Source organism: Methylibium sp. (assembly GCF_965279545.1).
Taxonomy (GTDB): Bacteria; Pseudomonadota; Gammaproteobacteria; order Burkholderiales; family Burkholderiaceae_C; genus Methylibium.
On the sequence record NZ_OZ257250.1, the window covers coordinates 4,132,562 to 4,151,306 of the forward strand.

15 protein-coding genes are annotated in these 18,745 nt (G+C 68.8%); 3 read left to right on the forward strand and 12 right to left on the reverse strand.

The window, feature by feature from the left end:
* Positions 1–82 precede the first annotated feature (82 nt).
* The gene (fusA, locus tag ACQY9S_RS19510; RefSeq protein ID WP_428422006.1) at positions 83–2,149 is read right to left on the reverse strand and encodes an elongation factor G; all 2,067 of its coding nucleotides are present in this window, start codon (positions 2,147–2,149) and stop codon (positions 83–85) included.
* A 121-nt stretch (positions 2,150–2,270) separates the two neighbouring features.
* Positions 2,271–3,827 carry an AMP nucleosidase gene (locus ACQY9S_RS19515; RefSeq protein ID WP_428422007.1) on the reverse strand — a complete coding sequence of 519 codons (1,557 nt, stop codon included), beginning with the start codon at positions 3,825–3,827 and terminating at the stop codon, positions 2,271–2,273.
* Positions 3,828–3,948: 121 nt separating this feature from the next.
* On the opposite strand from ACQY9S_RS19515, the gene ACQY9S_RS19520 reads away from it, so the two are divergent.
* Positions 3,949–5,130, forward strand: a complete 1,182-nt coding sequence (locus ACQY9S_RS19520) for an MFS transporter (protein WP_428422008.1) — start codon at positions 3,949–3,951, stop codon at positions 5,128–5,130.
* Between the two features lie 587 nt (positions 5,131–5,717).
* Here the strand turns inward: ACQY9S_RS19520 and ACQY9S_RS19525 are convergent.
* The 7 genes from ACQY9S_RS19525 to xoxF form a co-directional block, all read right to left on the reverse strand.
* On the reverse strand, positions 5,718–6,701 hold the full coding sequence (locus ACQY9S_RS19525; protein WP_428422010.1) for a quinoprotein relay system zinc metallohydrolase 2: 984 nt from the start codon (positions 6,699–6,701) through the stop codon (positions 5,718–5,720).
* A gap of 34 nt (positions 6,702–6,735) precedes the next feature.
* A complete protein-coding gene (locus ACQY9S_RS19530; RefSeq protein WP_428422011.1) occupies positions 6,736–7,131 on the reverse strand; it encodes a hypothetical protein in 396 nt (131 codons plus the stop codon).
* Between the two features lie 5 nt (positions 7,132–7,136).
* Positions 7,137–7,859 carry a hypothetical protein gene (locus tag ACQY9S_RS19535; RefSeq protein WP_428422013.1) on the reverse strand — a complete coding sequence of 241 codons (723 nt, stop codon included), beginning with the start codon at positions 7,857–7,859 and terminating at the stop codon, positions 7,137–7,139.
* Positions 7,856–8,878, reverse strand: a complete 1,023-nt coding sequence (locus ACQY9S_RS19540; protein ID WP_428422015.1) for a trypsin-like peptidase domain-containing protein — start codon at positions 8,876–8,878, stop codon at positions 7,856–7,858. Before ACQY9S_RS19540 ends, ACQY9S_RS19535 begins: the two co-directional genes overlap by 4 nt.
* Positions 8,879–8,904: 26 nt before the next feature.
* Entirely contained in the window at positions 8,905–9,783 is an 879-nt protein-coding gene (locus ACQY9S_RS19545) for a substrate-binding domain-containing protein (RefSeq protein ID WP_428422017.1), read from the reverse strand.
* The gene (locus ACQY9S_RS19550) at positions 9,780–10,187 is read right to left on the reverse strand and encodes a c-type cytochrome (RefSeq protein ID WP_428422019.1); all 408 of its coding nucleotides are present in this window, start codon (positions 10,185–10,187) and stop codon (positions 9,780–9,782) included. The genes ACQY9S_RS19545 and ACQY9S_RS19550 overlap by 4 nt, the downstream gene beginning before the upstream one ends.
* A 129-nt stretch (positions 10,188–10,316) precedes the next feature.
* Complete coding sequence (xoxF, locus tag ACQY9S_RS19555) at positions 10,317–12,137, reverse strand: PQQ-dependent ethylene glycol dehydrogenase XoxF (RefSeq protein WP_428422021.1); 1,821 nt, start codon at positions 12,135–12,137, stop codon at positions 10,317–10,319.
* A gap of 460 nt (positions 12,138–12,597) precedes the next feature.
* On the opposite strand from xoxF, the gene ACQY9S_RS19560 reads away from it, so the two are divergent.
* The gene (locus ACQY9S_RS19560; protein WP_428422023.1) at positions 12,598–13,548 is read left to right on the forward strand and encodes a hypothetical protein; all 951 of its coding nucleotides are present in this window, start codon (positions 12,598–12,600) and stop codon (positions 13,546–13,548) included.
* A 17-nt stretch (positions 13,549–13,565) separates the two neighbouring features.
* The gene (locus ACQY9S_RS19565) at positions 13,566–14,342 is read left to right on the forward strand and encodes a type III pantothenate kinase (protein ID WP_428422025.1); all 777 of its coding nucleotides are present in this window, start codon (positions 13,566–13,568) and stop codon (positions 14,340–14,342) included.
* Between the two features lie 530 nt (positions 14,343–14,872).
* Here the strand turns inward: ACQY9S_RS19565 and hslU are convergent.
* The 3 genes from hslU to ACQY9S_RS19580 form a co-directional block, all read right to left on the reverse strand.
* A complete protein-coding gene (hslU, locus tag ACQY9S_RS19570) occupies positions 14,873–16,240 on the reverse strand; it encodes an ATP-dependent protease ATPase subunit HslU (protein WP_428422027.1) in 1,368 nt (455 codons plus the stop codon).
* Positions 16,237–16,791, reverse strand: a complete 555-nt coding sequence (hslV, locus tag ACQY9S_RS19575) for an ATP-dependent protease subunit HslV (RefSeq protein ID WP_428422029.1) — start codon at positions 16,789–16,791, stop codon at positions 16,237–16,239. Before hslV ends, hslU begins: the two co-directional genes overlap by 4 nt.
* 105 nt (positions 16,792–16,896) lie before the next feature.
* Complete coding sequence (locus tag ACQY9S_RS19580) at positions 16,897–18,720, reverse strand: hypothetical protein (protein ID WP_428422031.1); 1,824 nt, start codon at positions 18,718–18,720, stop codon at positions 16,897–16,899.
* Positions 18,721–18,745 lie beyond the last annotated feature (25 nt).

The following is an 18,745-nucleotide window of genomic DNA, read 5'->3' on the forward strand; positions in this document are numbered from 1 at the left end:
CCGTTGTGCTGCAGGTATCGGCCGACGTTCGCCTATCCGCGTCAAACTCAACTCCGCCCGCGGCCTCACTGCGCCCCGCGCCTCACTCCTCGTCCCTGACCCCATGCTCCGCGATCAGCTGCTGCTGCACGCCCGGCGGCACGGCCTCGTAGTGGCTGAAGCTCAAGGTGTAGTGCCCTTGCCCGCCGGTCAGCGCATTGAGCCGCGACTGGTAGTTCGCCAGCTCGGACAGCGGCACCAGCGCCTGCACGGCCAGTTGCCCCGGCTGGGCCGAGGTGCTGCCGCTCACCTGGCCGCGGCGTGAGGCCAGGTCGCCGGTCAGGTCGCCCATGTGCGCTTCGGGCGCGGTGATCTCGACTGTGACCACCGGCTCCAGCACGATCGGTCGCGCCTCGCGCACCGCGCTGATGAAGGCCTTGCGCGAGGCGGTCACGAAGGCGATCTCCTTGCTGTCGACGCTGTGGTGCTTGCCGTCGTGCACCACCACGCGCACGTCGAGCACCGGGTAGCCGGCGATCACGCCTTCGGCCATTGCCTGGCGCACGCCCTTTTCGACCGCCGGCATGAAGTGGGACGGGATCACGCCGCCCTTGACGGCGTCGACGAACTCGAAGCCGGCACCGCGCGGCAGCGGCTCGACGCGCAGATGCACCTCACCGAACTGGCCGGCGCCGCCGGTCTGCTTCTTGTGGCGGTGCTGGCCGGCGGCGGGGGCGGTGATGGTCTCGCGGTAGGCGATCTTCGGCGGGTGGGTCTTCACGTCGAAGCGGTGCAGTTCGCGCATGCGCATCAGCAATGCCCGCAGATGCAGCTCGCCCAGGCCCCAGACCACGGTCTCGCGCGTCGCCGCGACCTGCTCGATGCGCAGGCAGGGGTCTTCGGCCACCAGCTTCTGCAGCACCTCCCACAACCGCTGCTCGTCGCCGTGGCGCTGCGGTTCGATCGCGAGGCCGTGCACCGGCACCGGAAAGCCGAGCGGCAGCAGGTGGATGTGCTCGTCCTCGGCCGCATCGTGCAGCACGGCGTCGAAATGGATCTCGTCGACCTTGGCCACCGCACACAAGTCGCCGGGCCCGGCCTTTTGCACTTCGACCAGGTTCTTGCCCTGCAGCAGGAACAGGTGCCCGACCTTGAAGGGCTTGCGGCCGTCGCCCACGTAGAGCTGGCTGTCGCTGCTGACCGTGCCCTGGTGGATGCGGAAGATGCCGAGCTTGCCGACATAGGGGTCGACGGTGAGCTTGAACACATGCGCCAGCACATGCAGCGCCGGATCGGGCCGGGCGGCGATCGGCACCGCCTGGGCACCCTCGCCGCGCAGGAACTGCGGCGGGTTGCCTTCGGCCGGGTTGGGCATCAGCAAGGTGAAGATGTCCAGCAGCTCGGCCACACCGGTGCCGTGCCGTGCCGAGACGAAGCAGATCGGGATCAGGTGCCCCTCGCGCAGCGCCTGCTCGAGCGGCGCGTGCAGCTCGCGCGGGTCGACGTCGCCGGCCTCCAGGTAGCGCTCGACGAAGGCCGGGTCGACCTCGACCACCTGCTCGACCAGCGCACGGTGCGCCGCCGCCACCGACGAAAAGTCGGCCTCGTGGCCGCCAGGGGCCTCGGGGTTGAAGAAGCAGTCGACCACCTCGCGCCCGCCGTCGGCCGGCAGGTTCAGCGGCAGGCATTCGGTGCCGAAGGCAGCGCGCAGCTGCTCGACCAGCGCCGCCAGGTCCGCGCCCTGCGTGTCGATCTTGTTGACGACCACGAGCCGGCACAGACCGCGGCGCGCGGCACTGTCCATCAGGCGCCGCGTCGCCGCCTCGATGCCGTTGGCGGCGTCGACCACGATCACCGCCGTTTCGACCGCCTCCAGCGCGGTCAGCGCCGGGCCGACGAAGTCCGGGTGGCCGGGTGTGTCGATCAGGTGGATGCGCGTGCCGCGGTGGTGCAGGTGCACGAGCGTGGTGTTCAGCGAATGCTGGAACTGGCGCTCCAGCGGGTCGTGGTCGCTGACGGTGCTGCCGCGCTCCACGCTGCCCGGCGCACCGATCACGCCGGCGTGGTGCAGCAGCGCTTCGACCAGCGTGGTCTTGCCGGCGGCGCTGGCGCCGAGCAAGGCCAGCGTTCGGATGGCGCCGGGTTCCAGCGCGCTCGGGGGCAGGGGCATGGCGCTCTCCTTCGGCACGGGCGTGCCGCGGCCGGGGCGGCAAAGGGGGATGAGCCGGAGCGTAGGAGATTGGCCGCCCGCGCACAAGCGGGGCTGCGACGGAGGGCGTGGGCGCGCGCCGCTACTGGAACGCCACCTCGGCAAAGCTGCGCAACTTGCGGCTGTGCAACTGATCGATGCCGTTGCGCCGCAGCAGCTCGACCGCCCGCAGGCCGATGCGCAGGTGCTGGTTGACCCGCTCGCGGTAGAAGTGGTTGGCCATGCCCGGCAGCTTGATCTCGCCGTGCAGCGGCTTGTCGCTCACGCACAGCAGGGTGCCGTAGGGCACGCGGAAGCGAAAGCCGTTGGCGGCGATGGTGGCGCTTTCCATGTCGAGCGCGATGGCGCGGCTCTGGCTGAAGCGGCGCTCGGGGGTGCTGTGCGGGTGGCGAAAGGGCAGCAGTTCCCAGTTGCGGTTGTCGGTGCTGGCGACGGTGCCGGTGCGCATCACGCGCTTGAGCTCGCTGCGTTCGAGCTGGGTCACGTCGGCCACCGCCGCTTCCAGCGCCACCTGGATCTCGGCCAGCGGCGGGATCGGCACCCACAGCGGCAGCTCCTCGTCGAGCACATGGTCCTCGCGCACATAGCCGTGGGCGAGCACGTAGTCGCCCAGTTGTTGCGTGGTGCGCAGGCCGGCGCAGTGGCCGAGCATGATCCAGGCGTGCGGGCGCAGCACGGCGATGTGGTCGGTGATGGTCTTGGCGTTGCTGGGACCGACGCCGATGTTGACCATGGTGATGCCGGCGCGGTCGTTGCGCACCAGGTGGTAGGCCGGCATCTGCGGCAGCCGCGGTGGCGGTGCGCCCAGAAAGTCGCCCGGCTCCAGCGTGCAGCCGGTGCGCCGCATCACCACGTTGCCGGGCTCGACGAAGGCCACGTAGCCGTCGTCCTGGCCGTCACCGGTGCTGCCGCTTTCGAACAGCGAGGCCTGGCCGCGCGGCATGTGCATCAGCTCGTGGCCGAGCTTGATGAACTCGTCGATGTAGAACTGGTAGTTCGTGAACAGCACGAAGTTCTGGAAGTGCTCGGGCGCGGTGCCGGTGTAGTGGCGCAGGCGGTGCAGCGAGTAGTCGACGCGCGGCGCGGTGAACAGCGCCAGCGGGTGCACCACCTGGCCGTTCGCGTCGGGCTGCGGCTCGTGGGTGCCGTTGGCAATGCCGTCGTCCATCGCACCGAGGTCGGGCAGGTCGAACAGGTCGCGCATCAGCGAGCGCCGCTCGGCGCTCAAGGTGCCTTCGATGTGGTCGTGCTCGGCGAACGAGAAGTGCACCGGAATCGGCTGCGTGCTCGGGCCGATCTCCAGTGCCACGCCGTGGTTGCGCAGCAGCAGGCGGAACTGCTCGAGGTAGTAATCGCCGAACAGGTCGGGCCGCGTCAGCGTGGTCTCGTAGCGGCCCGCGCCGGCGACGAAGCCGTAGGCCAGCGGCGTGTCGGCCCGCGCGCCGGTGTCGGTGTGCACCGCCACGCTGGGGTAGCAGGCGCGCACGCGCTGGGAAAAGCTCTCGCCGGCCAGGAAGCGCTGCAGGTGGTCGCGCAGCGTGGCGAGGCTGGCGTCGTAGAGGCCGCGCGCGGCGTCGAGGGCGGCTTGCGGGTCGGTGTAGCGCTGCGGCGTGGTGGCGGCGAGGGGTGGTGTCGTCATGGCCTCATTCTGCGGCCTGCGCCGCATGGCGTCTGTGCCAACGGTCGCGGAGTCCCGGGTCGGCGTTCGGTCATTCCGGCGGCCGGCGCTCGCGGCGCGGCGCAGCGGGTAAGGTCGCGCCATGTCTGTCGCTCCTCGTCATGTGCTGCCGGTCATCGTGGCCGCGCAGTTCGCCGGCACGTCCCTGTGGTTCGCCGTCAACGCGGTGATGCCTGAACTGCAGCGCTCGCTCGGGCTGGCGCCGGCGGCGGTCGGCTCGCTGACTTCGGCGGTGCAGCTGGGTTTCATCGCCGGCACGCTGGTGTTCGCGCTTGCCGCGGTGGCGGACCGCCATTCGCCGCGTCTCGTGTTCCTGCTGTGCGCGATCGCCGGCGCGCTGTGCAATGCCGCGCCGGTCATCTGGCCCGTCGGGGCCCTGGGCCTGCCCGAACTGTGGGGGCTGCGAGCATTGACCGGCTTCTTCCTCGCCGGCATCTATCCGGTGGGCATGAAGATCGCCGCGGGCTGGTACCCGCAGGGGCTGGGCCGCGCGCTGGGCTGGCTGATCGGCGCACTGGTGCTGGGCACGGCGTCGCCGCACGCGCTGCGGGCGCTGGGTGCCGCCTGGCCCTGGCAGCAGGTGATGCTCGCGGTGTCTGCGCTGGCGCTGGCCGGTGGCTGGATGGTGTGGCGGTGGGTGCCCGAGAGCACGCACCTGCCGCGCGCGACGCGGATGCAATGGGGCGCCTTTGGCGCCGTGCTCACGGACCGCAAGCTGCGTGCGCCGGTGCTCGGCTACTTCGGCCACATGTGGGAGCTCTACACCCTGTGGGTGCTGGTGCCGGCAATCGTCGCGACCCGGTTGAGCGGCGGCGCCGTCTCGTTCGCGGCCTTCGGGGTCATCGGTGCCGGGGCCGCCGGTTGCGTGGTCGGCGGCTGGCTGGCGCTGCGCTATGGCAGCGCACGCATTGCCGCGGCGCAGCTGGCGACCAGCGGCCTGTGCTGCCTGGTGGCACCGCTGGCGATGGCGGCGCCGGACGCCGTCTTTGCGGCCTGGCTGCTGCTGTGGGGCATCAGCGTGGCCGGCGACTCGCCGCAGTTCTCGGCGCTGACGGCGACGCATGCGCCGCGCGCGGCGGTCGGCAGCGTGCTGACGCTGGTCAACTGCATCGGCTTCTCGATCTCGATCGTCAGCATCCAGGCTTTCACGGCCCTGGCGCAGCGGCATGATCTCGCCGTCCTGTTGCCGGCGCTCGGCATCGGGCCCTTGCTCGGCCTGTGCGGCCTGCGGCCGCTGCTGGTGCGCGGGCGCGCGCTGTCTTGATATCACGTCGCGTTCAACCATAGCAACTCATCCGGCGACCGTTGGTTCGTTGCGGTGTTCGGTGTCTTTGTCCGGACAGCCGACTGTCCAACCTCAGCGCGGACGCTGCGCCGGGTCGCTGTGTTGCGTTCATGTCCCCCGGGCCGGGCTGCCGCCCGGCCCTCCTCCTTTACTTCACTCCACACAACGACCCGTCACAGCGCTTCCACCGCCGAGGCCTGCCGCGGCTTGACGGCCTGCGCAGGCGGCGATGGTGAGTGCTGGCGAGGGCGCCGGGTGAGCGGCGCAGCGAAGTAGAGGAGGAGGGGTCGGCCCCCGGGCCGACACCGGGGGACATGAGCGGAGCCGCTCACCCGGCGGCCTCGCCAGCACCGCGCGGTACCTGCAGGCGGCTGACCGGTGGACGCTTCGAACCTCAGCCCCCAACGCACACGAGCGTCTGCAACCAGGCCCGACCCAAGCTTCAATCTGATGCGTTTGAATGCAATGTCGTATGAGAGGCCAGCGTCACCAGCTCGGTTGAGCCGCGCCGGCCCATTCACCCCAGCCCGCTCCCCGAACCGGTGGCGAGGGAGCCACCACATCCCTCAGTCCTCCCACTCGAGTTCCGCGTAGGCAGCCGTCACGTTGCGTGCGTGGAAGATTTCCAGCAGGCGCCAGTCCGGCCGATCGGGGGCGATGCGGGCCACGGCCTGGGAGAGCGTGAGCCCCTGCTTGATCGCCGCGCGCACGTCGGCCTGCAGCCGGGCCAGGTAGGCCTGCTCGGCATCGAGCGCCGCGGGCCAGTCGGGGCTGGGCGCGCCGTGACCCGGCACGACCGTGGCGACCTGCCAGCCACGCAACCGCGCCAGCGCCGCGAGCCAACCTTTGAGGCGCCCGTCGACCACCGGCGTGTGGTCGACGAACAGCAGGTCGCCGAGGAAGAGCGTGCGGCTGCGCTCGTCCAGCACGCTCAGGTCGGCGTCGGTGTGGGCGGTGGGCCAGACGCGCAGGCTGAGCCGGCGCTCGCCGAGCTCGAGTTCGAGCCTGTCGTCGACCAGCACGGTGGGCGGCACGATGCGGGCGCCGTCGGCGTAGGTCGGTCCGAAGTCGCGCTTCAGCGCGTTCAGGTAGAACGGGCCGCGCGTGGCCAGCGCGGCGGGCAGGCGCCGGTGGCCGACGAACTGCGGCGCGGGCTCGCCGGCCTGCCGGGCCGCGTCGGCGAATGCGCTGTTGCCGAGCACATGGTCGGGGTGGGCATGCGTGTTGATCACGTAGCAGACGGGCAATGAGGTGGTGTGCCGCACCGCTGCAAGCAGCCGCTGCCCGACCGGTGCACTGCCGCCGGTGTCGATCACCGCCACGCAGCGGCTGCCGACCACGAAGCCGCTGTTCGAGACATCACCCTGGTTGGCCGGGCCCCAGTCCTCCAGCGCACCGCGGTGCAGGTAGACGCCGGGGGCGATCTGGGCGATCGTCGCCGGCGGGGTGGTCGGTGCCGCGGCCGGGCCGGCGCAGGCGGCCGTCAGCAGCGCAAGGGCGCCGTACAGACCTGTCCGCAAGACGCTGCGGAAGCGGACCGGCTGCCGCACGGCGCAGGGGCTGTGGCCTGTACCGCGCTCGCGCCTACTTCGCGTCGACGTCGATGAAACAGCTCTTCTTGGCCGCCGTCTGCAGGCTGCGAAAGCGCTTGATCTCCGCCTGCATCGCTTCGGAATCGCGGATGCTGTTGCCACGCTCGCCGCCCATGCTGTTCGCATTGGTCGCGGTGCTCATCGTCGTGAAGTCGTCGAACGACACTTCGCTCGCCAGCTTGTCCAGCACGCACGAGCACTTGTTGAGCATCTCGTAGTGGTGCCCGGGGTGCTGCTTCATGCAGTCCTGGACGTAGATCACGCGATCGGCGGTCGGGTAGTCGTGTGCCGATGCGGACGGGGCAGTGGCCGCCAGCAGCGCACCGAACGCCGCGGAGCACAGCGCACGGATCGAGCGGGTCACGCGGGACAGAGGGGGGTGGTTCATTCGCATCACTTCTTGCTGGGTTGTTTGCCGCCCGCGACCCGGCCGGCAAAGGTCATGACTTCCTCGAGCACCGGTGCGTCGCTCGGCAAGGCACCGGGCAGTGCCGTGCGCACCTGGTACACGCCGCCGGGCACGAGGCTGGCGAGCACGAAGGTGTAGCGCTTTTGCGCGTACTTCTCGAAGCGGGCGCGCAGCGGGTCTTTCTCGTAGGGGGTGAGGCTCACCTCCTGTGCGTCGATCTCGCGGCCGTCGTAGGTGATCTTGGTGTCGCGCACGGTCGCCTCGTCGACCATCGTCATGCGGATGCGCTTGCGGAAGTAGCCCGACTTGCCTTTGGTCAGGCGCTCCATCTCGTGGATGTCGCGCTCGAGGAAGTACAGGATGACCGGGTTGGATTGCGGATCTTCGATCTCGGGGAGCTGCATCTTGTGCTCGCCGCTGAGGAAGCTGCCCTGAACGACGCAACAGCCCTTGCCCTTGCGCTTCACGTCGATGCGCACCTCGTCCTCGAACCCGGCTTCCAGCGAACCCGATTTCACGAAGGTGTAGCGCAGCGACGCGGGCGCCTTGACATTGGCCAGCTGGTGTTCGACGAACACCAGCTTCTCGGCGCGCGAGAACTCGCTCGGATCGGCCGCAGGGGCGGGGAGCGTTGTCATGCAGGCGATCGCCGACACGATCAGCCTGACGGCCACGCTGCGCTTGAAGAGGGCTTGCGCCGGATTCATGGTTTCTCCAGTTCGGCCGCCAGTTCGCGGGCCTGTCGAGGGTCGAGCGTGGCCAGGTGCGCGACGGCCTGCCGCGCTTCACGCAGCTGACCCTGGCGCTTGTAGATCTGCGCGAGCCGGACCCAGCTGCGGTTGTAGGCGGGATCGATCTGCACGCTGAGCTGGAAGGCGCGGATCGAGGGGGCCGGCTGCTGAAGACCGTCGAAGGCAACACCGAGCAAGTAGGGCGCCTCGGGGTCGTCGTCGATCTCCTGCTGCCAGCGTTCGGCGAGCTGTGCAAGGGCCGCCCATTGTTCGGCCTGCTCCAGCGCGGCCGCCTGCAGGAAGTAGGGCTGCTCGGCGTCCGGCTGCTCCCAGAAGCTCTTGCCCGGCAGCGGCGCAATGGCGTTGTAAGGCATCTCGTCGTTCAGCTGGCCGAGCAGCCAGTCGGCCGGGGCGGCGAAGTAGTGCCTGGCACCACCACGCAACCGGAACGTGAGGATGCCGACCAGCGCGCCATCGGCATCGAACAGGCCGCCGCCGCTGGCACCGGAGCTGAACCAATTGCTGCTCTGGACGATCTGGCTGCCGGACCAGCGGTGCAGCGCCACCACGTCGCCTTCGCTCAGCTGGATGCCCGCGCCGCCGGTGTAGCCCATCGCCAGCAGGTGTTGCCCCTGGCGCAGGCCGGCGGCACGGGCGATGGGCACCGCCTCGCCGTCGAGCCGCGGGACGTGCAGCAGACACAGGTCGTGCAGGATGTCCGCCGCCTGCAGATCGGCGACCCAGCGCACGCCGCCCTTCACCACCTGCACGCGTTCGGCGTGGCGGGTCACATGGCAGTTGGTCGCCACCTTGCCCGGGCCGACGATGACACCCGAGCCGAGCTGGAAGCTGCCGGCTGCGTTGACGGCCTCGATCTTCAGCACGCTGGGGGCCAGCCGGATCAACGCAGCGCGGTCGACGTCGGCCTGCGCCGCCCAAGGCGCCACGGCCCCCAGCAGGACTGCCGCGATGCGATGGGCCAGGTTCCGACGCATGGGCAAAGCGCTCAGCGACGGCCGGCTCACTGCCGTGCTGCCGGCGTCGGTTCGTTGTCCAGCAGCGGCACGCCGTAGTCGCGCAGGATCGCCGTGATCTCGGGCCGGAGTTTTTCGATCAGCGTCTCGATCTGTTGCTTCCACTCGCGCTCGCCGTAGCGCACGCCCATCGCCATCGGGTAGTCGAACTTGACGCCCGGCTCGGAGCGCATCGGCACCACCACCAGCAGCGGTTGCCGCACCTTCTTCGCAAAGTAGCCGCCGATCGGCCCCCACACGATCGCCGCGTCGATCTTGCCGGTGGCGAGATCCTTCTCGATGATCTCGCCCGGGTACTGCTTCGGGTCGGCGTTCATGATCTGGTAAGGCACGCCCTGCTCGACCAGCTGGTGCTTGTTCAGCCACTCCGAGGCAGGCGAGCGATCGTAGAGGCCGATGCGCAGCTTTTCGAGCTTCGCGCGGTCGAGCTGGAGGAAGTCGTCGATCGACTTCACGCTGTCCAGGCCCTTGCCCTGTGCATACACCAGCGCGTAGGTCGAGCGGTAGTAGGGCTTGGTGGCCGACACTTGGTCGTAGCCGGCCGGCACGCCCATGATGATGTCGCAGCGGAAGTCCTCGCCCGGCAGCTTGAAGCGCAGCGTGTTGCGCACGAAGGCCAGGCGCTGCGGGAACGAGTAGTACTCGACCGGCAGCCCGAGTTCCTTGGCGAACAGCTCGGCGATCTTGTTTTCGTAGCCTTGCCCGTCCAGGCTGGAGAAGGGCAGGTTGTTCGGGTCCTGGCAGACGCGGAAGGACTTGCGCACTGGCGGGGCGTCCTGCTGCGCCGCGGCCGGCAGCGCTGCGGCCGCCAGTGCGGCCAGGGCCAGCATGCCGGCGGCGACTTCGCGTCGTGCGATGCGCGTCATTGGATTTCTTCGACCTTGGCGCGCGTGATGGCGCCGTCGGAGCGGCCCTTGAGGTAGGCGTAGAGGTGATCGATGTTGTCCATCACCTGCTTGTTGGTGCCGAAGCTCTGCATGCCCTTGTCGAGCCGGCCGTTGGTCACGGTCGTGACGAACTCTGCCTTGGTCAGTGTCTTGAGGCTGTTGACCAGCGACGGCCCGACCATGCCCTCCTGGTTGGCGCCGTGGCAGCGGTCACAGGCGGCAGCACGCCAGGTGCGGAAGCCCTTCATCGTGTCGGCATCGACCTTGTAGCCATCGACAACCTTGTAGAGCGGCGCGGCGTCCTGGGCGGATGCCATCGTGGCCACGCTGCCCAGTGCGACAGCGGCGATCGAAATGAAGAAGCGATTCAGTCGGAACATCATGATCAACCCGGGGAAGTAAAAGACTCTCATTGAACGAGAAGGGGATGGCGAGCGTTGACCGTTCACCATCCCCGCAACACACGTATACCGTGAGGGGCTCATGCCCCTCACGGTCACCACATTGGCAGATCAGTTGGGCAGTGCAAAGACCGTCAGCGAGCCGCCGAGTTCCGTGTACTGGTTCAGCTCTCTGTAGCCACCCACCGCACCCAGGCCGTCGGTGTCCTTCTCGAGGCCAGCCGCCATGCCGATGCCGGCCCAGCCGCCGATGCCCGAGAACACGCCGATGTACTGCTTGCCCTTGTGCTCGTAGGTGAACACGTTGCCGATGATGCCGGACGGGGTCTTGAACTTGAACAGTTCCTTGTTCACGTCCTTCGCATCGACGCACTTCAGATAGCCCTCCAGCGTGCCGTAGCAGCTCAGACCACCGGCGGTGTTCATCGCGCCGCTCCACACCGAGAACTTCTCGGCATGGCTCTGCACGATCTTGCCGGTGCCCGCATCCCAGGCGATGTAGTTGCCCATGCCGCCGTGGCTTCCCGGCGCCGGGTACATCGACAGCGTGGCGCCCACGTACGGCTGGCCCGCGGTGTACTCGACCTTGAACGGCTCATAGTCCATGCAGACGTGGTTCGTCGGCACGTAGAAGAGCTTGGTGTTCGGGTCGAACGAGGCCGGCTGCTGGTCCTTCGAGCCCAACGCCGCCGGGCAGATGCCCTTGGAGTTGACGTCAGGACCGTTCTGGGCCGTCGAGTACTGCTTCACGACCTGCGGACGGCCGGTCTTCATGTCGACGTGGGTCGCCCAGTTCACCTTCGGGTCGTACTTCTCGGCCACGAGCAGCGCACCGTTGGTGCGGTCCAGCGTGTAGCCGAAGCCGTTGCGGTCGAAGTGCACCAGCGCCTTGGTCGGCTTGCCCTTCACGTTGATGTCCGCGAGGATCATCTCGTTGATGCCGTCGAAGTCCCACTCGTCGAACGGGGTCATCTGGTAGACCCAGTTCACCTTGCCGGTATCGACATCACGCGACCAGATGCTCATCGACCACTTGTTGTCGCCGGGACGCTGCGACGGGTTCCAGGTCGACGGATTGCCGGTGCCGTAGAACATGGCGTTGAGCGCCTTGTCGTAGCTGTACCAGCCCCAGGTGGTGCCGCCACCGATCTTCCACTGGTCGCCCTTCCAGGTCTTCAGCGAAGAGTCCGGGCCCACGGGCTTGACGGCGCCATCGGTCCAGGTGGTGGTCTTGTTCGGGTCGATCAGCATCTCGGCGTCGGGGCCCACGCTGTAGCCCTTCCACGCCGGCTTGCCGTCCTTGAGGTTGTAGGCAGCGATGAAGCCGCGCACACCCCACTCACCGCCGGAGATGCCGGTGATGACCTTGTCCTTGAAGACGTGCGGGGCATTGGTGTTCACGGCGCCGAGCTTCGGATCGCCGTTCTTCACGCTCCAAACGACCTTGCCCGACTTGGCATCGAGCGCGACGAGGTTGGAGTCGGCCTGCTGCAGGATGACCTTGCCTTCGGCATAGGCCAGACCCCGGTTCACCGTGTCGCAGCACATCTGCGGAATGACTGCCGGATCCTGCTTCGGCTCGTACTTCCAGACGATCTTCTGGGTGTTCAGGTCGATCGCGAACACCTTGTTCGGGAACGGCGAGTGCAGGTACATCATGCCGTCGATCACCAGCGGCGAGCCCTCGTGACCGCGCAGCACACCGGTGGAGAAGGTCCACGCGACCTGCATCTTGCCGACGTTGCCCTTGTTGATCTGGTCGAGCTTGCTGTAGCGCTGGTTGAACATGTCGCCAGCCTGCGTTGCCCAGTTCTTGGAATTGGCAATGTTCTTCTCGACGTCCGCATTCGCTTGCACGAGCGCGGGTACCGCGAGCAGCGCCAATCCGAGGGGGCGCATCAGGCGCCAACCCGAATGCTTAGAAACTTTCATCGTCGTCTCCGTAGTTGGAATGAGTGGGTACAGCTTTGGGTTTGCTCCTTAGCGCTCCCCAACGCTTTTGTAGTCCTGACGTGGGGTAGCGAGTACCTAGGACAGACCCTGACCGATCCCGTTCGGGCAGCCCCGCCTGACTCAGAATGGCGCAGACACTAGGGCTTGCCCGAGTCCGGCGACAAATAAATACGGCACCGAGCGGCCTTCGACCCGCTTGCAAGAGACCGCAAGCAGTTGCACAAGCGGACTGCGCCGTCGTTTCGGGGCCGCAGCGAGGCGCTCGCGGAGGTGCCGGTTCGGCCTCGCGGCTCGCCATCGGGGCCGCGTTTGATCACTGGTCGCCGCACGCGCCGCCAGCACCGCTGCCCTGCACGCTGCGCGCGTCTGAACGGCCGGCGTTCGTGCAAGGCGAACAGGCGGAGAACCCGGCGACAATTCGCAACCAACTTGGTCATCGATGAGCTCGACGCCACCGCCCCCTGTCAAGACCTCGCTGGGTCACGAAGAACTGCGCCAGCGTACGCGCAGGTTCAGCCAGCGACACCGCACGGTGCTGCTGCTGGTCGACGGCAAACGCCGGCACGACGAGGTGCTGGCGCTGGCGCAGCAGGCGGGGGTCGCACCGAATTTCTTCGATGAGCTGCTGGCCGCGGGCCTGATCGAGCTGGGTGTGCCGGCCATGGAGTTCGCGGAGCTCGCGATGGCGGCCGAGGCACCGGTGGAGCTGACGATGGCTGCTGCGCCGCCTGCAGAGGCGTCGGATGCCGATACGGCGGACCTCGACGAGGCGGTGATCGAAGCGATGCTGCTGGTGGTCGACGCGCCCGCCGCCGAAGCCATCGAGGCGCAGGGCTCCGACGAAGGGCCCGGGAGCCTCGAGGACGCGATGCCGGAGCCGAGCTTCGAGAACAGCGTGCCGATTCCGCTGGTGCTGCCGGCGGCCAGCACCGAGGCCTTGCCGGTTCGGCCCGCACGGGTCAAGTTCGCCGCTCCCCTCTACCAGCCGCCACTGCGCACGCCGTTGCCGGCGCGGCCCATGAGCCTGCGCCCGGAGAGCCGCCAGCCGACCCCGGGCCTCGCCCCGATCGGTCACCGCGTCGAGGAGCGGTCGCCGCTCGCGCAGGACAGCGCTGGCGACGACGAGCCGCTGCTGGCCGAGGTGCGCAGCCTGCTGATCGGCACGCTGCTGGTGGATGGCCCCGTGAGCAGCTCGCTCAACGTGCTGCGTGTCGGCCGGGCGCGTGATCGCCACGAGCTGATCGGCCTCGTGTGGCAGATCGAACGCGCGCTCGTCGAGGCGCGCCGGCCGCGCGAGGCGCTGGGCCGGTTGCGCCGTGCCCGCGAGTTGCTGGGATTGGGCAATACCATGGTCGACGAAGACACCAAGCCCGGGTCCAGCACGCACTGAAGAAGGTGGCAACGACCATGACCCTGCTCGCGATCGACATCGGCAACACGCGCCTGAAGTGGGCGCTGTACACCTCGCTGGTCCCGGGCAGCGAGCCCGCTGCCCATGGCGCGCGCTTCCTCGAGACCATCGACCAGCTCGGCGAGACCGAATGGGCCGCGCTAGCGCCACCGGCGGCGGTGCTCGGTTGTTGCGTGGCCAGCGATTCGGTGCGCCACCGCGTCGAGGAGCAGCTCGAGCTGTGGGACGTGGCGCCGCGCTGGGTCGTGCCGGGCGTGGACGAGGCCGGCGTGACGAACGGCTACGACCATCCGATGCGTCTGGGCAGCGACCGCTGGGTGGCCCTGATCGGTGCGCGCGCGCGCGTGCTGGCCGCGGGCCGACGCCGGCCCGTCCTGGTGGTGATGGCCGGTACGGCGGTCACCGTCGATGCGCTGGACGCCGACGGCCGTTTCCTCGGCGGGCTCATCCTGCCCGGCCACGGCATCATGCTGCGTGCGCTGGAGGCCGGCACGGCCGGCCTGCGCGTGCCGACCGGCGAGGTGCGCGAATTCCCCACCAACACCAGCGATGCGCTGACCAGCGGCGGCAACTTTGCCATCGCCGGCGCGATCGAGCGCATGCACTGCCACCTGCAGCAGCGCTGCGGCGAGCCGCCGCTGTGCATGGTCACCGGCGGTGCCGGTTGGAAGGTGGTGCCGGCGCTGACGATCGGCCACGAGCTGATCGACACGCTGATCTTCGACGGCTTGCTGACGATCGCGGCGCAGCGTCCGGCGGCACGGCGCGGCTGAACTGGCCGGCGCAGGTGTCATACGGCATTGCACATTCGAACGCATCAGATTGAAGGTCGGGCCAGGGCGGCCGTTCGGTGTTTTGTCCGAAAAGCTCACCGTCCAAACTCAGCATTGGCGCTGCGCCGGGTCGCTGTGTTGCGTTCATGTTCCCCGGGCCGGGCTGGCGCCCAGCCCTCCTCCTTTACTTCACTCCACACAACGACCCGCCCCAGCGCTGCCACCACCGCGGCCCGCCTGGGCTTGAATACCTGCACAGACGGCGATGGTGCGTGCTGGCGAGGACGTCGGGTGAGCGGCGCAGTGAAGTAAAGGAGGAGGGGGCGGCCCTCGGGCCGCCGCCGGGGGACATGAACGGAGCCGCTCGCCCGGCGGCCTCGTCAGCACCGCGCGGTACGGGCAGGCGGCCGGCCGGTGAGCGGCTTCGAACCTCAGCGACCCATGCACACGAACGGCTGCAAGGAGCCAAAGGTCGACGGCTGATTTGATGCGGGTGAACGCGACTGGGCATCAGGCCGAGCCGGGGCGCGTCACAGAATGAAGCGCGACAGGTCCTCGTCGATGGCGAGCGCGCCGAGCTTGCGGTCGACATAGGCCGCGTCGATCTCGATCGACTGGCCACCGAGCCTGGGCGCGTCGAAGCTCACTTCGTCGAGCAGGCGCTCCATCACGGTCGACAGCCGGCGCGCGCCGATGTTCTCGGTGCGCTCGTTGACGTCGAAGGCGATCTGCGCGAGCCGGCGCACGCCGTCGGGCCGGAAGTCGAGCGTGACGCCTTCGGTGCCCAGCAGCGCCTGGTACTGGCGCACCAGGCTGGCATGCGTCTGCGTCAGGATGGCCTCGAAATCCTCGACGCTCAGCGAGCCGAGTTCGACGCGGATCGGGAAGCGGCCCTGCAGTTCCGGGATCAGATCGCTCGGGCGTGCCAGGTGGAAGGCGCCGGAGGCGATGAACAGGATGTGGTCGGTCTTGACCGTGCCGTGCTTGGTGCTGACCGTGGTGCCCTCGACCAGCGGCAACAGGTCACGCTGCACGCCCTGGCGCGACACCTCGGCACCGCCGCCGCCGCCGCCGCCGCCGTCGCCGCGCGAGGTCACCTTGTCGATCTCGTCGATGAAGACGATGCCGTTCTGCTCGGCACTGGCCAGCGCCTGGGTCTTGATCTCGTCCTCGTTGACCAGCTTGGCGGCCTCTTCGTCGACCAGCAGTTTCAGCGCTTCGGCGATCTTGAGCTTGCGCGTCTTGCGCCGTGCCTGGCCGAGGCTCGCGAACATGCCCTTGAGCTGCTCGGCCATGTCTTCCATGCCGGGCGGGCCGAGCAGTTCGACCGCGGCGCGCGGCTCGGCGAGTTCGAGCTCGATCTCCTTGTCGTCGAGCGCGCCCTCGCGCAGGCGCTTGCGGAAGGTCTGTCGGGCCGTGCTGTCGACCGGCGCCGGCGCGGGCGAAGCCGCAGTCAGGCCGAAGCCGGCGCCGCCATGAGCGGGCGGCGGCAGCAGCACGTCGAGGATGCGCTCCTCGGCCGCATCCTCGGCGCGGGCGCGGTGGGCCCGGATCGCGGCTTCGCGCGTCTGCTTGACGGCCATGTCGACCAGGTCGCGGATGATCGAGTCGACGTCCTTGCCGACGTAGCCGACCTCGGTGAACTTGGTCGCCTCGACCTTGATGAAGGGTGCGTCGGCCAGCTTCGCGAGCCGGCGCGCGATCTCGGTCTTGCCGACGCCGGTCGGCCCGATCATCAGGATGTTCTTCGGTGTGATCTCCGGGCGCAGCTTCTCGTCGACCTGCTGGCGGCGCCAGCGGTTGCGCAGCGCGATCGCGACGGCGCGTTTGGCGTCCTGCTGGCCGACGATGTGACGGTCGAGCTCGGAGACGATCTCCTGGGGCGTCATCGCACTCACGTCGGGGGCTCCGTGTCGCTCAGCACTTCGATGGTGTGGTGCTGGTTGGTGTAGATGCACAGATCGCCGGCGATCTCGAGCGACTTCTTGACCATCTCCCGCGGGCTGAGCGTGGTGTGGTCGAGCAAGGCCCTGGCAGCGGCTTGCGCGTAGGCGCCGCCGGAGCCGATCGCGACGATGCCGTGCTCGGGCTCGAGCACGTCGCCGTTGCCGGTGATGATCAGCGAGGTGTCGCGATCGGCCACCGCGAGCATGGCCTCGAGCCGCCGCAGCACGCGGTCGGTACGCCAGTCCTTGGTCAACTCGATCGCGGCGCGCACCAGGTTGCCCTGGTGCTTCTCGAGCTTGGCCTCGAAGCGCTCGAACAGCGTGAAGGCGTCGGCCGTCGCGCCGGCGAAGCCGGCCAGCACCTGCTCCTTGTAGAGCCTGCGCACCTTGCGTGCCGAGGCCTTGACGACGATGTTGCCGAGCGTGACCTGCCCGTCACCGCCGAGGGCGACTTCGCGGCCGCGGCGCACGCTGAGAATGGTGGTGCCGTGGTAGGAGTCCATGATGAAACCAGATGAAGGCCGAAACGGGGGCTTCAAGCCCCGGGGGGAGCCAACGGTGCGGACTGCTCGAGCCGTGAACGCGTTCGCGGGGCCGGGCCGCGGCGCTCAGATGTTGCGCACTTTGACGCGCGCGTGCTCGTTGATGCCCATCGCATTGAAGAACAAGCCGAGCAGGCGGTGGGCGTCCTCGAAATGGACCAGGCGGTTCTCGCTGCGCCGCTGCAGCACCCAGTTCAGCAAATCGCCGGCAGCGACGAAGTCCATGCGGATCAGCCGCGCGCAGTTCACGCTGACGACGGTGCTGCTACCGAGCTGGTTCTGCAGCCGCAGCAGCACGCTGCCGATGTCGCCGACCAGTTGCCCCGACAACTCGACCGCCGCCGTGCGCACGCCGCCGGTCTCCTCGAGCACCTGGGACTCGGCGAAGCCGGTCGACACATCGGTGACCATGGAGCGCGATGCGAGCGTCATGCCGCCGGCATCGGCCATCTTGACGATGCACAGCGAGCGCTCCCAGGACGGCGGGGAGACCTCGTAGGTGACGCAGTAGTCGATGGCGACCTCGTCGAACTGGTCGGGCCGGTTGCACAGGCGCAGGGCCTCGAGGCGCAGCAGCCAGTAGGCGGGGTCGGCATCGCGCAGACTGGTCGGCGCCGTTTCGGCCAGCAGGGCCAGCAGCTGCTCGGCGCCGATCCAGCGCATCTGGATCTTCTGCGTGCCCCAGTGGCGCATCAGCTGGCTCAGATCGTTGCAGGCCTGTGGCTCGATCCCCCGCAATGCGCTCCAATCGAGCACCCAGGGCATCGGCAGCTGCAGCGTCTTCGCGCGCAACTGCGCCACGCCCTCGCCGTCGAGTTGGGCCGGTGCGATCCAGCCGATGCTGCCGTCGACCCGCACCGCCTGCACCGTGCTGGCGGACGCCGCCGCCTCTGCAGCGACCAGCTGGGGGATGGAGAACCACTGCGGCGGCGACCAGCCGAAACGCTGCACGTAGTCGAGCGCCAGGCTCTCGAACGGCTGCTGCTGGCCCGTGGCGCGGTACAGGTCGAACAGCACGAGCCAGGTCTCCGCGTGGTTGGCCCGTTCGCCGTCGTTCAGGATCAGGCCGTTGATCGAGCGCTCGCAGGCCTCGAACTCGGCGTTGGCGAAGGAAATCACCGCCTCGTCGAGTTCGGGATCGTGCGCGATCTCGTTGACCTCGACCGCGAAGGGATTGCCGAAGTCGGACATGCCCGACGGTCGTCCCAAGTGCACCGCCGTGGCGGCCTGTGCGACCGGTGCAGCGGCGGCCGTCGCCTGAACCGGGGCCGCCGGGGCCGGCGCGGGTGACGCGGCGGGCGCGGCATCCCAGGCAATGTGATTGTCTTGTGGGGGAGCGACGGCCGCGTCGAGCGCCGGGACCCGCGGCTCGCCGTTCGGGGCCACGACAGGATCCGGGCCGAGGTTGAACGGCTCGTTCATCGGAGCCGCCTGCTCGTCCAGCGCCCCCTGCACGGTCGGCGCGGTGTAGAAGGCCGGCGGCTGCGTCGGATTGGCGCGGCGCGCGATCACCTCGCCTTCCATCTGCTGCTCGATCTCGTCGATCTTGGCCTTGACCATCGCATCGTCCGGCCGTGCCACGCTGTTCGAGCGCGATTGGTCGGAGTCGTCGAGATCCGAAATCTGCAGGCCGGCCAGGCCATCGGCGGGCAGGCCCTCGCGGCGGATCTTGCGCAGCACGTCGAACTCGCGTTTGCGCACGAAATCGTTGCGCCGCTTGCGTTCGATCATCGCCTTGAGCTCGCTCTTGGCGTAGCCGCTCTGCAGCGGCTCTTCCACCCCTCCCGGCGTGTTCAGCTCGGCCCAGTCGGTCGCCGGGTTGGCGACGAACTTCACCACCTTGCGGAAGAAGCTGGTTCCGCCTTTGGGATCGGGATCGACGTCGGCCATCGCGGCTGGGAACTCGGGGTCAGGG

Bases quoted from the DNA above. Each gene is read 5' to 3' on its own strand.
- ACQY9S_RS19560 (WP_428422023.1), top strand. From the start codon at position 12,598: ATGAGCTCGACGCCACCGCCCCCTGTCAAGACCTCGCTGGGTCACGAA.
- hslV (WP_428422029.1), bottom strand. From the start codon at position 16,791: ATGGACTCCTACCACGGCACCACCATTCTCAGCGTGCGCCGCGGCCGC.
- fusA (WP_428422006.1), bottom strand. From the start codon at position 2,149: ATGCCCCTGCCCCCGAGCGCGCTGGAACCCGGCGCCATCCGAACGCTG.
- ACQY9S_RS19535 (WP_428422013.1), bottom strand. From the start codon at position 7,859: ATGAATCCGGCGCAAGCCCTCTTCAAGCGCAGCGTGGCCGTCAGGCTG.
- ACQY9S_RS19545 (WP_428422017.1), bottom strand. From the start codon at position 9,783: ATGACGCGCATCGCACGACGCGAAGTCGCCGCCGGCATGCTGGCCCTG.
- ACQY9S_RS19565 (WP_428422025.1), top strand. From the start codon at position 13,566: ATGACCCTGCTCGCGATCGACATCGGCAACACGCGCCTGAAGTGGGCG.
- ACQY9S_RS19550 (WP_428422019.1), bottom strand. From the start codon at position 10,187: ATGATGTTCCGACTGAATCGCTTCTTCATTTCGATCGCCGCTGTCGCA.
- ACQY9S_RS19540 (WP_428422015.1), bottom strand. From the start codon at position 8,878: ATGCGTCGGAACCTGGCCCATCGCATCGCGGCAGTCCTGCTGGGGGCC.
- ACQY9S_RS19515 (WP_428422007.1), bottom strand. From the start codon at position 3,827: ATGACGACACCACCCCTCGCCGCCACCACGCCGCAGCGCTACACCGAC.
- ACQY9S_RS19520 (WP_428422008.1), top strand. From the start codon at position 3,949: ATGTCTGTCGCTCCTCGTCATGTGCTGCCGGTCATCGTGGCCGCGCAG.
- ACQY9S_RS19530 (WP_428422011.1), bottom strand. From the start codon at position 7,131: ATGAACCACCCCCCTCTGTCCCGCGTGACCCGCTCGATCCGTGCGCTG.
- ACQY9S_RS19580 (WP_428422031.1), bottom strand. From the start codon at position 18,720: ATGGCCGACGTCGATCCCGATCCCAAAGGCGGAACCAGCTTCTTCCGC.
- xoxF (WP_428422021.1), bottom strand. From the start codon at position 12,137: ATGAAAGTTTCTAAGCATTCGGGTTGGCGCCTGATGCGCCCCCTCGGA.